The organism is Flavobacterium denitrificans DSM 15936 (genome assembly GCF_000425445.1).
GTDB lineage: Bacteria > Bacteroidota > Bacteroidia > Flavobacteriales > Flavobacteriaceae > Flavobacterium > Flavobacterium denitrificans.
Genome location: NZ_AUDL01000012.1, coordinates 255,042 through 267,434, shown reverse-complemented (window position 1 = coordinate 267,434; position 12,393 = coordinate 255,042). Strand labels below are relative to the sequence as shown.

The 12,393-nt window shown below is 34.1% G+C and carries 15 protein-coding genes; 6 read left to right on the top strand and 9 right to left on the bottom strand.

All coding sequences use genetic code 11. The features are described from left to right. Window positions 1–227: 227 nt before the first annotated feature. The 3 genes from H600_RS0108675 to H600_RS0108660 form a co-directional block, all read right to left on the bottom strand. Window positions 228–1,205 (bottom strand): ribonucleotide-diphosphate reductase subunit beta, encoded by a 978-nt coding sequence (locus tag H600_RS0108675; protein ID WP_026728414.1) that lies wholly within the window; start codon window positions 1,203–1,205, stop codon window positions 228–230. Between the two features lie 337 nt (window positions 1,206–1,542). Then, window positions 1,543–2,112 carry a DUF3109 family protein gene (locus H600_RS0108665; RefSeq protein ID WP_026728413.1) on the bottom strand — a complete coding sequence of 190 codons (570 nt, stop codon included), beginning with the start codon at window positions 2,110–2,112 and terminating at the stop codon, window positions 1,543–1,545. A gap of 90 nt (window positions 2,113–2,202) precedes the next feature. Further along, window positions 2,203–2,988, bottom strand: a complete 786-nt coding sequence (locus tag H600_RS0108660; protein WP_026728412.1) for a DUF4412 domain-containing protein — start codon at window positions 2,986–2,988, stop codon at window positions 2,203–2,205. A gap of 293 nt (window positions 2,989–3,281) precedes the next feature. Between H600_RS0108660 and H600_RS0108655 the strand changes: the two genes are divergently transcribed. From H600_RS0108655 to H600_RS0108645, 3 genes are all read left to right on the top strand, one after another. After that, on the top strand, window positions 3,282–3,860 hold the full coding sequence (locus H600_RS0108655; protein WP_026728411.1) for a MarC family protein: 579 nt from the start codon (window positions 3,282–3,284) through the stop codon (window positions 3,858–3,860). Window positions 3,861–3,960: 100 nt separating this feature from the next. After that, window positions 3,961–4,161 carry a hypothetical protein gene (locus H600_RS0108650; RefSeq protein ID WP_026728410.1) on the top strand — a complete coding sequence of 67 codons (201 nt, stop codon included), beginning with the start codon at window positions 3,961–3,963 and terminating at the stop codon, window positions 4,159–4,161. Continuing rightward, complete coding sequence (locus H600_RS0108645; RefSeq protein WP_026728409.1) at window positions 4,161–4,766, top strand: FAD-dependent oxidoreductase; 606 nt, start codon at window positions 4,161–4,163, stop codon at window positions 4,764–4,766. The genes H600_RS0108650 and H600_RS0108645 overlap by 1 nt, the downstream gene beginning before the upstream one ends. Window positions 4,767–4,885: 119 nt before the next feature. On the opposite strand, the gene H600_RS0108640 is transcribed toward H600_RS0108645, so the two are convergent. The 5 genes from H600_RS0108640 to H600_RS0108620 all read right to left on the bottom strand — a co-directional run bounded on the left by H600_RS0108640 (window position 4,886) and on the right by H600_RS0108620 (window position 8,280). Next, window positions 4,886–5,200 (bottom strand): hypothetical protein, encoded by a 315-nt coding sequence (locus tag H600_RS0108640; protein ID WP_026728408.1) that lies wholly within the window; start codon window positions 5,198–5,200, stop codon window positions 4,886–4,888. Between the two features lie 88 nt (window positions 5,201–5,288). After that, entirely contained in the window at window positions 5,289–5,654 is a 366-nt protein-coding gene (locus tag H600_RS0108635) for a nuclear transport factor 2 family protein (protein WP_026728407.1), read from the bottom strand. 11 nt (window positions 5,655–5,665) lie between these two features. Next, window positions 5,666–7,249, bottom strand: coding sequence for a S41 family peptidase (locus tag H600_RS0108630; protein ID WP_026728406.1), 1,584 nt, complete (start codon window positions 7,247–7,249; stop codon window positions 5,666–5,668). Beyond that, window positions 7,250–7,681 carry a deoxycytidylate deaminase gene (locus H600_RS0108625; RefSeq protein ID WP_026728405.1) on the bottom strand — a complete coding sequence of 144 codons (432 nt, stop codon included), beginning with the start codon at window positions 7,679–7,681 and terminating at the stop codon, window positions 7,250–7,252. It lies immediately after the preceding gene. Window positions 7,682–7,686: 5 nt separating this feature from the next. Next, window positions 7,687–8,280 carry a HupE/UreJ family protein gene (locus H600_RS0108620; protein WP_026728404.1) on the bottom strand — a complete coding sequence of 198 codons (594 nt, stop codon included), beginning with the start codon at window positions 8,278–8,280 and terminating at the stop codon, window positions 7,687–7,689. 169 nt (window positions 8,281–8,449) lie between these two features. Here H600_RS0108620 and H600_RS0108615 point away from each other — a divergent pair, with 169 nt between their 5' ends. Beyond that, on the top strand, window positions 8,450–8,881 hold the full coding sequence (locus H600_RS0108615) for a TerB family tellurite resistance protein (RefSeq protein ID WP_026728403.1): 432 nt from the start codon (window positions 8,450–8,452) through the stop codon (window positions 8,879–8,881). A gap of 299 nt (window positions 8,882–9,180) precedes the next feature. Here H600_RS0108615 and fbp read toward each other — a convergent pair whose 3' ends face one another. Then, on the bottom strand, window positions 9,181–10,188 hold the full coding sequence (fbp, locus tag H600_RS0108610; protein WP_026728402.1) for a class 1 fructose-bisphosphatase: 1,008 nt from the start codon (window positions 10,186–10,188) through the stop codon (window positions 9,181–9,183). A gap of 171 nt (window positions 10,189–10,359) precedes the next feature. Between fbp and H600_RS0108605 the strand changes: the two genes are divergently transcribed. Together H600_RS0108605 and H600_RS0108600 are read left to right on the top strand one after the other, a co-directional pair. After that, window positions 10,360–10,848, top strand: coding sequence for a GNAT family N-acetyltransferase (locus H600_RS0108605; protein ID WP_026728401.1), 489 nt, complete (start codon window positions 10,360–10,362; stop codon window positions 10,846–10,848). Window positions 10,849–11,038: 190 nt separating this feature from the next. Then, window positions 11,039–12,298: an aspartate kinase gene (locus tag H600_RS0108600; RefSeq protein ID WP_026728400.1), complete on the top strand. Its 1,260-nt coding sequence runs from the start codon at window positions 11,039–11,041 to the stop codon at window positions 12,296–12,298. Window positions 12,299–12,393 lie beyond the last annotated feature (95 nt).

The window sequence follows — 12,393 nt, the reverse complement described above, 5'->3', positions numbered from 1 at the left end:
CATAGAGAACGGACTCCAGCACTTAAACATTGCGTGTTTTAAAATTAATTTTAGAGAATTGTCAAATTCTCAATAGTTACCCGTTTCAAATTCGAAAACCGAACTTAAAAACGTCAAAAATTGCTATTGAATCTGCGATTTGGGAAAGAGATTCAACCTTAAAATATTCTGTAATCTTTTTTTAGCACCTCTTGAAGAAGAGCAAACACTAAAAGTATTTTTGTTGTCTAAAAATCTGCATCAAATGAAATTTTCTGAGCATCACTATCAGTGTTCATCACACCAGATTTTTGATACTCTGCAACACGTTTTTCAAAGAAATTGGTTTTTCCTTGAAGAGAGATCATGTCCATGAAATCAAACGGATTCGCAGATCCATAAACACGCTCACAACCTAATTCTACTAATAATCTATCAGCAACAAATTCTAAATATTGCGTCATTAAAGTAGCGTTCATACCTATTAAACTCACCGGAAGCGATTCTGTAACAAATTGTCTTTCGATATCTAAGGCATCAACAATGATTTCTTTAATTCTATCTTTTGGCACTTTGTTAACCAAGTGATGATTATGCAAATGAACTGCAAAATCACAGTGTACGCCTTCGTCACGAGAAATCAACTCATTAGAGAAAGTCAAACCTGGCATCAAACCACGTTTTTTCAACCAATAAATTGAACAGAAAGCTCCTGAGAAGAAAATGCCTTCAACCGCAGCAAAAGCAATAAGTCTTTCAGCAAATGAATCTGACTCGATCCATTTTAAAGCCCATTCTCCTTTTTTAGCAATTGCAGGGAATACCTCTAAAGCATTAAACAATTCTGTTTTTTCTGCTTCGTCTTTAACGTAAGTATCAATTAATAAAGAATATGTTTCACTATGAATGTTTTCCATCATGATCTGGAAACCATAGAAAAATTTAGCTTCAGCGTATTGCACTTCGTTTACAAAGTTCTCAGCCAAATTCTCATTTACGATTCCGTCAGAAGCCGCAAAGAATGCTAAAATATGCTTAATGAAATATCTTTCGTCATCATTAAGTTTATTATTCCAATCTGTCAAGTCTTGGTGCAAATCGATTTCTTCAGCAGTCCAGAAACTAGCTTCCATTTTTTTATACCATTCCCAAATATCATGATGTTTGATAGGAAAAATAACGAAACGATTTTTATTTTCTTGTAAGATTGGCTCTATTTGCGACATGACAATTTTGTTTATTTTTTTACCGATTTTTTTGCTATTTCAGTACACTACAAAGATTGTTAATTGCTACCAAAAAAGAAAGTCAAACTTATTCACAATTCGATGTAGTTTTTAACAACGGGCAAAAAATGAGATATTTTTCAGACAATATTTAATTTATTGCTAATGAACATATTAAACCCTCAAAACACCTTGTTAAAGCCCGTAGAATATAGACTTTTTAATATAAAAAGCAAGAAAATTTAAATAACTTTAAAAAGTTTTTTTTGAGTTAAAACTTAATTTTTATGAGTTAAAAAAAGTCTTTGCAAAAAAGGTATTTTACACACTTTATTTCTTACGAATTTTTAAGTTCTTCAGCAACTTTTTCAAGCTCCAAATACCAGTCTTCGCCAAAGCGGCGAATCAATGCTTCTTTTACGAATTTGTAAACTGGAACTTCTAATTCTTTACCTAAAGAGCAGGCATCATCACAAATATCCCATTTATCATAATTCACAGCAGCAAATTCGGTAAAATCTTTTACACGAATTGGATACAAATGACAAGAAACTGGTTTTTTCCAATCAACGATTCCTTGGTTGTACGCTTGCTCGATGCCGCAAAGCGCAGTTTTTCCATCAAAAATTACGTAAGCGCAATCTTTATTGTCAATAAGCGGCGTTTCAAGATCGCCGTCGGTCCCTTTTACCCAAGTTCCTTGCGCTTCAATAGCAGCAATTCCTTCTTTTCTTAAAAAAGGCTTTACTTTCGGATAAATTTCCTCCAATATTTTAGTTTCAGCTTCATTCAAAGGCGCGCCGGCATCTCCATCGACACAACAAGCCCCTTTGCAAGCTGATAAATTACAAACAAATTCTTTTTCGAGGATATCCTCTGATACTATGGTTTTTCCTAATTGAAACATTTTGCAAAGGTAACTAAAGATTCAGGAAATAAAAACCACACGCCAATATATGTTTACAAACCCAACTTATTTAGAATGTTACCATTTTATCTACATAAATTTATAATCGGATTTATTAAACGTGTATGCACTTTTTTCTAAACTAAGACATTTCATAGTGGTTACTTTTCTGCTTTTTAAATCTTTCATCGTCATATCCATCAGCAAAGTTCTTTCTTCAGGTTTGAAATAAGACGCCAATTCTTCGGGCATTTTCCAGTTTTTTTGATTCTTGAACATATCACCAAAACTCACTTTTGCCTCACTGGTGTAATAACAAATAATATCATATTGTTCATTTGTCATTTGCACGCCCTTGCAGTTATATCCAAGAAAGGTTTTATTTGGCAATGTTTTTATAGTGAATTTAGATTTCTCGCTTTCTTTCTTCGCCAAGTCAGTATAGTCTGGCATTTTTGAAGCGGTGGCCATTTTCTGGTTTCCGTCTCCGAAACACGTTACTGTAATGTTATTTCCAGAATCCATGATCATCAGCATATTTTGCCCTTTTCCTTGCGCCATGTTCATTGCCACATAAGATTTATTGGGCTCTAAAAGATATTCTGCATTCATTGGCTTTCCTTCATTTGCCGTAATTTCCATGATATATTTCCAACTAAATGCATATGAATTCGGCACAACCGAAGGATCAACTTTGTTTTTACCAAAACCCATCATAGCATTTTCCATATTCACATTTTGTCCAGTTGCTTTATCAGCACCAGCCTCATCCTTTTTTGAAAACTTCTCCATTGCTTTTTTCAAAATCTGAGCTTGCGAACTATTGAATGAAAACAACAGAACCAAGAACATCCCCACAAACCAAATCTTTTTCATAGCCTACTTCATTTAAAATCAAATACAAATTTAATAATTGATTTTCAGTAAGTTATAATTTTTAACGTTTGATTTCAAAAGTTCTTTTTCAAAGAAGAAGCAAATAAATTAAGTCTGAAATTAAACGGCACTTTTTTCTCCAAATTGACAATCCAAATCCTTAAATGTTATAAATATCACTTTTTTAACCATGAAAACATATTTTTATAACAAAAATACACTCTAACGAAAAAACACCTAATTTTATTAACTACTTTTGCAGCAATTTTTTAAAACCTAAAAATCAAAGCGATATGCTAGAAATCAATTTCAAAGAAATCATTACCGTTAGTATGGTTCTTTTTGCAGTAATAGATATTGTTGGCTCAATTCCGATTATTGTAAATTTAAGAGCAAAAGTGGGACATATTGATTCTGAAAAAGCTTCTATTGTTGCCGGCGCTATTATGATTGTTTTTCTTTTTGTTGGAGAAGGCTTACTAAACTTAATTGGTATCGACGTGCATTCATTTGCCGTTGCCGGTTCATTCGTGCTATTTTTCCTTGCTTTAGAAATGATTTTAGGAATCCGAATCTATCGTGATGAAGAACCTGGATCAGCTTCTATTGTTCCTTTAGCTTTCCCACTGATTGCCGGAGCAGGAACTATGACTACTTTATTGTCGCTACGATCACAGTTTCATACCATCAATATTATTATCGCTATTCTATTGAATATCATCTTGGTTTACATCGTTTTAAAATCATCTAAGAAAATTGAAAATCTTTTGGGCGAAAACGGTCTTGGAGTAGTCCGCAAGACATTTGGCGTCATACTTTTAGCAATTGCTGTTAAATTATTCGCCGCTAATGTTAAAGGTTTGTTCGTCTAACATTTATTTTTATACTTTTACCCCATAAAATTTCTAAAAGCAAAACTTTAAGCTCTTTTTTAAGGTTTTACTTTGATTATTTTAAACAAAAAACAACCAGATGAAAATTTTTACTTCAATTTTAGTGCTTTTGGCATTAGCTTTAATTGTTTTTAATATTACGCTATTAGACTTTAAAAACCCATTTCAAGGGGATAGTATGGTAGCTTTTATTGGAATTGCAGCTTCTTTCTGCGCCGTATTGATTCTTTTGATTTTTAGAATTTCGAAAAGAATTGAAGAAAAAACAAACGGCAGATAATGTTTGACGTTTTGATCATTGGCGGAGGTGTATCGGGCATATCTTGTGCTTTAGTATTAGGCTCTGCAAAAAATAAAGCTTTTGTCACCGATAAAAAAATCGGGATTTTTACCCATCAAAAGAATTCTTCGTTACAAGAAGCAATTTTCTACAATGCTTATGGCATTACTCCAGGAAAATTAGGCTCAGAATTACTTACAGAAAGTACGCAGGATTTAGAAACGTCTTATCCGCACATTACGCAAATCGCAAATGAAAAAGTAATTAAAGTCGAGGGACAATTTCCCGAATTTACTGTAGTTACAAATAAAAACTCCTATCAAACAAAAAGTATCGTTGTCGGAATTGGTTCTGCCAATACTTTTGACATTGAAGGCTTGATGCAATTTGTTGAACCGCATAAGAAAGCGCTACCAGAAAAACAACGAATTCAACTTAAAAACGATGATCATAAAGTTGCTGACGGCATTTATGTTATTGGAACTTTAGCCGGTTGGAGAAGCCAATTGGCCATTGCTGCCGGAAGCGGCGCCGCTGTTGCTACAGATATTCTTACTTTATGGAATAATGGCGTACAAACACATGCGCACGATAGCATTCGATAAAGCTGAAAAACAACAAGAATAAAATATTTAAACCATATAAGTCATTTAAGTTCACATCAAACTATGCGGAAAGCATTAAATGAACTTAAATGACTTATATGGTTTATTTTTTTTTTAAGTTATTTCACCGAGATAATCTGCGTAACCTTGATATGGTTTTCGTCATCATTTTTCCAGAATTCTCCTTTTACTGAAATGACATCACCAATTTTTACTTGTTTGTAATTTTGAGGCCCGCCCACATTTACAATACTGATTGTCGCAAAATAGACTTCTTTTTGATCAGTATTTATTTTTGCGGTGTAACCATCTTTTCCTCCTTCAATAGACTCGACTTTTCCTGTAACTGTTCTAGCAGTATCTTTCGCGCCAGCGCAAGAAATTATAAACGTCATTAAAAGTACAAGGAAACCTATTTTTTTTAAATTTTTCATATATCAATTTTAACCCGCAAAATACAGGACAATCATGCCAAATTTGCAAGGTTGTATTTTAAATTAGTATTAATTTTCTTTTCAAGATTTATGTCAATTGCACACAACTTCCTGCAATCACCTTCGGCACTCTGTCAAATTGTTTCCAGACTCTGATGTAACGGTAAGCACCGTCAATTGGGAATTCACCAAAAGCCCCTTTTAATGAAACTGTCACAGCAACTACAGCCGAATCGTCAATAATATTAACAATTTGATCTGAAGCTTCTAAAGAATCTATTTTCATCTTTCCGGAACGATAAGAATCTAAATCCACTTCTTTTGTGACCGTGTTTCCATCTGGCAAATTGAAAAGCAAATCGTCGTGGAGCATTTTTTCTAAAGTTAAAATATCCGCTTTTTTAATCGCGGTTAAAAGTTCAATTTCGGCATTTACAACGTCTTGTATTTTCATTTTTTGAAAGTTTAAGATTGTTTCTTTGGGCTCAAAATCGACTTAATCATGGCGTCTTCTTTCAAAACGACATTGTAATAATAAACTTCACCAAATAGCTGTCTTGCAAACTCAGCTGTTATATAACGATTTACCAAAGCTTTAGTTTTATCCAATTTTAAATCTAAACCTGTTATTGCAACATAATTTTTAAACTTTTTGAAATAAACATCGGACGTTTTCATTTCGGCTAAAAACTCGTTAAAATGAAGTCCGGCAAAGGCTTTTCTGTTTTTATCCAATTCTTCAAAAACAAAATGACCTACAATTCCGGTTTGCAACAAATACGCTACATTTTCATTTCCGTGTTCTGCTTCCATCGGAACAAAAACATCAGGAACGATTCCGCCGCCACCGTAAACAATTTTACCTTTTGGCGTTTTAAACTTCAAAGAATCGGCTACTTTAATACTGTCTTTTGCATAAAGTTCCCCAGATTTTATTCTGGCTTCTGATTCTTTAAAATACTCCTCATTACCTTTTTTATAAGGTTTTTGAATCGATCTTCCTGTTGGAGTATAATAGCGCGCAACGGTCAATCTTACCGCCGATCCATCGTTGAAATCCATTTCACGTTGTACCAAACCTTTTCCGAAAGAACGGCGTCCCACAATAATGCCGCGATCGTTATCCTGAATTGCACCAGCGAGAATTTCGCTCGCTGAAGCACTATTTTCATTAATTAAAACATATACTTTTCCTGTTTCAAAACTTCCCGCTTTTGTAGCATATGTTTTTTCAGTTGCACCATTTTTATTTTTTGTAAAAACAATCAATTGCTTGTCTTTCAAAAATTCATCGGCGATTGCTACAGCTTCTTCCATATAACCGCCACCATTATCACGAAGATCAATCACAAGCGATTGAATGCCGTTTTGCTTTAATCTCGCCAGACCGGTTTTAAATTCATTATAAGTTGTTTCGGCAAAACGATTGATTTTGATGTAACCCGTATTGTTTCCAAGCAAAACTGAAGCATCAACACTTTTTATCGGAATAATATCCCTGCGCACCTTAAATTTCAGTTTCTTTTGTTCTGATTTTCTAAAAACTGTCAATTCGATTTCTGAACCTTGAAGCCCTTTGAGTTGTGAAAATAAACTGTCTGATGGCAATTTTCGTCCAAACAATTTTGTTTTTCCTGCAAATAGAATTCGATCGCCCGATTTTAATCCTGCTTTTGCTGAAGGCCCGTTTTCAATTGGTCTTATAATCGCGACTGAATCTTTATACATATAAAAATTAATTCCGATTCCAACGAAATCACCTTTCATGCTTTCGGCAACTTCGGCTTGTTCGCTTGGCGGAATATAAACAGAATGTGGATCTAATTTGGAAAGAATATTATCAACCGTAAGATTTACAATTGAATCTGTATTGATGCTGTCAACATATTCATTATTGATAAAGTCGATCAGTTTATTTAATTTGGTTTTAGAGTAATTTTTAGCCAAAAGCTGATCATCTGCGGGAGCATTCATCAAGCTTCCGAGCACCGTTCCAAGAGCAAAAGTTGCTCCAATGACAATTGGCAAATATTTTGGATTAAATTTCATTTACTCTTCTAAAACAGGAATATGTTCAACTTCAATTCCAGCTTTTAACAAAAACTGAAGTCCAGAATCATCACGATATCCATTTTGATAAACCACTCTTTTTATTCCCGATTGATGTATCAATTTACTACATTCTTTACAAGGAGAAAGTGTAATATACAGCGTTGCACCTTCGCAGGATTGTGTTGACCTTGCTACTTTCAGGATTGCATTTGCTTCAGCATGAAGAACATCCCAGCGGGTTAATCCTTCTTCATCTTCGCAGCAATTTTCAAATCCGGACGGTGTACCATTGTAACCATCAGAAATAATCATTCTATCTTTTACGATAATGGCGCCTACCTGTTTGCGTTTGCAGTAGGAAAGCAAACTCCATTCTTTTGCAATTCGCAAATACGCTTTATCGTATTTGTTTAATTTTTTTATCTCCATTTATTTTATCTGTTCCAAATTGGGCTTTCAATAATCATCGGAATTACAACTCCAACTATAAAAGCCGACATTACAAGTGCCCAATCGCGTTTTGAAAAACGAAATACGGTTTGCACTATATATGATAGTATCAACACTACGAAAACCACAACTAACTGTGCTGCTTCGATACCTAACGCAAATTCCCCTAAAGGTAATAATTTTGACGTTGCAGTACCTCCTAAAATTGTTTTAAAATAATTTGAGAATCCAAGTCCGTGTATTAATCCAAAAAACAGCGTCACAATGAAGATCAAATTGACACCTTCATTTTTGGTGGCTTTTCCTGCCGTGAACAAATGATACAGGGCAGTTATCAAAATGGTAATGGGAATCAGGAATTCTACCAAATTTACTTTTACCGCAATTATACCGTAAACCGAAAGTATCAAGGCTACAGTATGTCCAATTGTGAAAACCGAAACCAACAGCAAAATACGCTTCCAATCTTTAAAAGCATACGGAACTGTTAATGCAATTAAAAAAAGAACGTGATCATAGGCATTGATATCTAAAACGTGTTTTAATCCTATTTGAAAATAAATCCAAAATTCTGACATAAGGGTATTTCTATTAAATGATTAGGGGATGTAAACTTACGACTTATTTTGAAAATTTCGTGAAGCCCATCTGTAAAACAACGTAAAAAGTTGCGTTAAATTTTATGAGAAATTTAAAATCGTTAAATTAAAATAAGGTTTATATTTGTGTTAATAAAACTTTTCAATTATGTCATTTTCAGAATTATTTGATAGCGAATTCAAACAAAGAAACAAAGGGCACTTTTCAGCTATTGTACGTGTAGCGTTAGCAGACGGAGTTGTGTATCCAGAAGAAAAAGAGTTCTTAGATAAGTTGGCTTCTCGTTTAGAAATAACAGAGTCAGAATATGAAGAAATTCTTAGTGATCCTTTAAAATATCCTATTAATCCGCCATACTCTTATGTACAGCGTTTGGAGCGTTTGTATGACCTAACACGTATGGTACATGTTGACCATCATCTAGAAGACAAACAAGAAGTACTTCTAAAAAAGATAAGTGTTGCTCTTGGCTTCACACCAAGCAACGTAGATTATATTATTGCAAAAGCATTATCATTAGTTGACAAAAAAGTTGACGGCGATACTTTTATCTACGAAATGCAACATATGCATAAATAATAGTTTTTCAGCTTTCGGCAGCAGTTTACAGTTACTCTCGATGCCGAAAATTTGAAATGCATTTTAAATTATTAACCCGACAGGTTTTTGAAACCTGTCGGGTTAATTTTTTGTGTTTTATACATTCAACCACAAACCGGACTGAAGTCCGGCCCTACAACATAGGCCGAGCTAAAGCTCTTTTCTAGTTCCGAAGGAACAAATTATATTGTAGAGCTGGACTTCAGTCCAGTTTAAACAAAGTAAATTTTATTTGTCGTCAAAAGCAAACTTGAAACTTGAAACTTGAAACAAAATTATTAATTCACTTCGGCCATAAATTCCTCGGCTTTTTCGACCATATTTTTGCTTCCGCAGAAAAACGGAACTCTTTGATGCAACTCCGTTGGTTGGATTTCCATAATCCTTCCAAAACCATCTGTAGCTTTTCCGCCAGCTTGTTCTGCAATAAACGCGATTGGATTACATTCATACAATAAGCGCAATTTCCCTTTTGGCGCTTTTGAACTTGTCGGATAAATATAAACACCACCTTTAATCATATTTCGATGAAAATCGGCCACTAGACTTCCTATATATCTAGAAGTATACGGTCTGTCATCTTCTTCACGTTGACAATATTTGATGTAGTTTTTTACTCCTTGCGGAAAATGGACATAATTTCCTTCGTTTACCGAATAGATATTTCCGTTTTCAGGAAACTTCATATTTGGGTGTGAAAGATAAAATGTACCAATTGCAGGATTTAGTGTAAATCCGTTTACGCCATGTCCTGTAGTATAAACCAACATAGTCGAAGTTCCATAAATTACGTAGCCTGCTGCAACTTGATTGATTCCCGGTTGTAAAAAATCCTCGCTTGTTACCGGCGTTCCTATTGGGGTAATTCTTCTGAAAACAGAAAAAATAGTTCCCACAGAAACATTCACATCAATGTTTGAAGATCCGTCAAGCGGATCCATTAAGATCACGTACTTATTATTATGACTGTTGTCGCTCCCCTGAACAGTTATAAAATCGTCGTTTTCTTCAGAAGCAATACCACAGACAATCTCACGGTTTATTAACGTCTGGATAAATACTTCGTTTGCATAGACATCTAATTTTTGCTGGTCTTCTCCTTGAACATTCTGTTCGCCTGCGGCGCCGATGATGTCCACTAGTCCGGCTTGATTTACTTTATAGTTGACAACTTTTGCCGCCAAACGTATAGAGTTGATAATACGGGAAAGCTCTCCCGACGAATACTGAAATGCTTTTTGGTTCTCAATAATAAACTCTCCCAGTGTTTTATTGCGTTCTTCCATTACTATATCGTTGTAGTTTTATTTTTAAGTCACAAATATCGTTTATTTTGTGAGAATGACTTAAAAATTATGTTGTTAGTTTACTACTATTGTATATTTGCTAATTATCAGCAAAAAGTAGCTAGTAAAAAAACGCTTTTTTAGCTAATAAACACTTAATAATACGAATATATGAATATTAGAAAAGGAAATCCTGAAGACATGAAATCGGTGTTAGGGCTTATTCAGGAGCTGGCTATATTCGAAAAAGAACCCGAAGCGGTCGTTGTTACAGAAGAAGATTTAATTCGTGACGGTTTTGGCGAAAAACCATTATTTCATGTTTTTGTAGCAGAAATTGAAAACGAAGAAAGACAAAAAGAAATTGTTGGAATCGCGTTGTATTATTATCGTTATTCAACTTGGAAAGGAAAAACAATTCATCTTGAAGATTTGATTGTGAAAGAAAAAATGCGAGGTACAGGATTAGGCTCTGCACTTTACGCTGAAATAATGAAGCAAGGAAAAAGAGATAATGTAAGAAGAATAGAATGGAATGTCCTGGATTGGAATACACCTGCAGTTAAATTTTACGAGAATTCTGGCGCAAGAATTCTTGATGAATGGAGAGTCGTTCAAATGGATGAAGCAGGAATTAATTCGTTCTTAGAAAAATTATAAAAGAAATATTTTGCCACGAATTAGCACGAATTAATTAGTGAAAATTTGCGCAATTCGTGGCAAACCGACACAGATTATAAAATCATTTTAATCCTTATAATCTGTGGCAATATAACAAAATACTAGGTTTCGATTTGAATCTGAAATCTATCCCGATAGCTATCGGGGCTAAAATCTATAAATTAATATAATGAGAGTATTTAAATTTGGTGGAGCATCAGTAAAAGATGCAGATGGAATTAAAAACGTTTATGACGTTTTACAAAAAGTAGGTTATGAAGATGTGATTCTGGTAGTTTCGGCTATGGGAAAAACAACAAATGCTCTTGAAGTGGTAATCAAGAATTATTTTGACAAATCGGCTGAGTTGAATTCTTCGGTACAAGAAATTAAAAAATACCACAATCAAATATTATTGGATTTATTTGAAGATGAAAATCATCAAGTTTTCGCTGCCGTGAACGAGCAATTTGCTGAACTTGAGTATTTTTTAGCGCACAATAAATCCCCAAATTACAACTTTGTTTACGATCAAATTGTAAGTTTTGGAGAATTGATTTCGACAAACATCCTGAGCCACTACATGAATTTCAGAGGAATTCAAACACAATGGCTTGATGTTCGTAATTTCATTAAAACAAATGCCAACTATAGAGATGCCGAAGTAGATTGGGAAACTACACAACAAAACATCAGCAAAAATGTTCCTAGAAAACAACTAAATATCACACAAGGATTTTTAGGTGCAGATGACAATAACTTTACTACAACTCTTGGACGTGAAGGTTCTGATTATACTGCCGGAATTTTTGCTTACTGCTTAAATGCAGAAAGTGTAACAATCTGGAAAGACGTTCCTGGAGTTATGAATGCAGATCCGCGTTATTTTGAAAATGCAAGTCTGTTAAACCAAATTTCATATCGTGAAGCTATCGAATTGGCATTTTACGGAGCAACGGTTATTCACCCAAAAACATTACAGCCTTTACAGAAAAAAGAAATTCCGTTATACGTAAAATCATTTGTAAACCCTTTATTAAAAGGAACTTGCGTTTCTAAGGGAGTTGATTTGGAACCACAATATCCATGTTTTATCGTAAAAAGAGAACAGCTTTTGATTTCACTTTCGTCAATTGATTTTTCTTTCATTATGGAAGAAAACATCAGCGAGATTTTTGGTTTATTCCACGAATTTAAAATCAAAGTAAACTTGATTCAGAATTCGGCGATCAGTTTCTCTGTTTGTGTGGAAGATAAATTTGGAAATTTCCCAGAATTGAATGCTATTCTTTCTAAAAAATTCAAAGTAGAATACAGCGAAAATGTAACACTTTACACCATTCGTCACTTTACCGAACAAGCTGCCGAAACGGTTGAAAAAGATAAAGAAGTTTTATTGAAACAAGTAAGCCGCGAAACAATGCAAATTGTGACAAAAGAGCTAAACTAATATTGCTTTATAAAAGGTAATTATTTCAATTCAAATATATTTCAGAAAGGCTTCGCTTAATTGCGAGGCCTTTTTTATTATAAGAATTTTCTTTT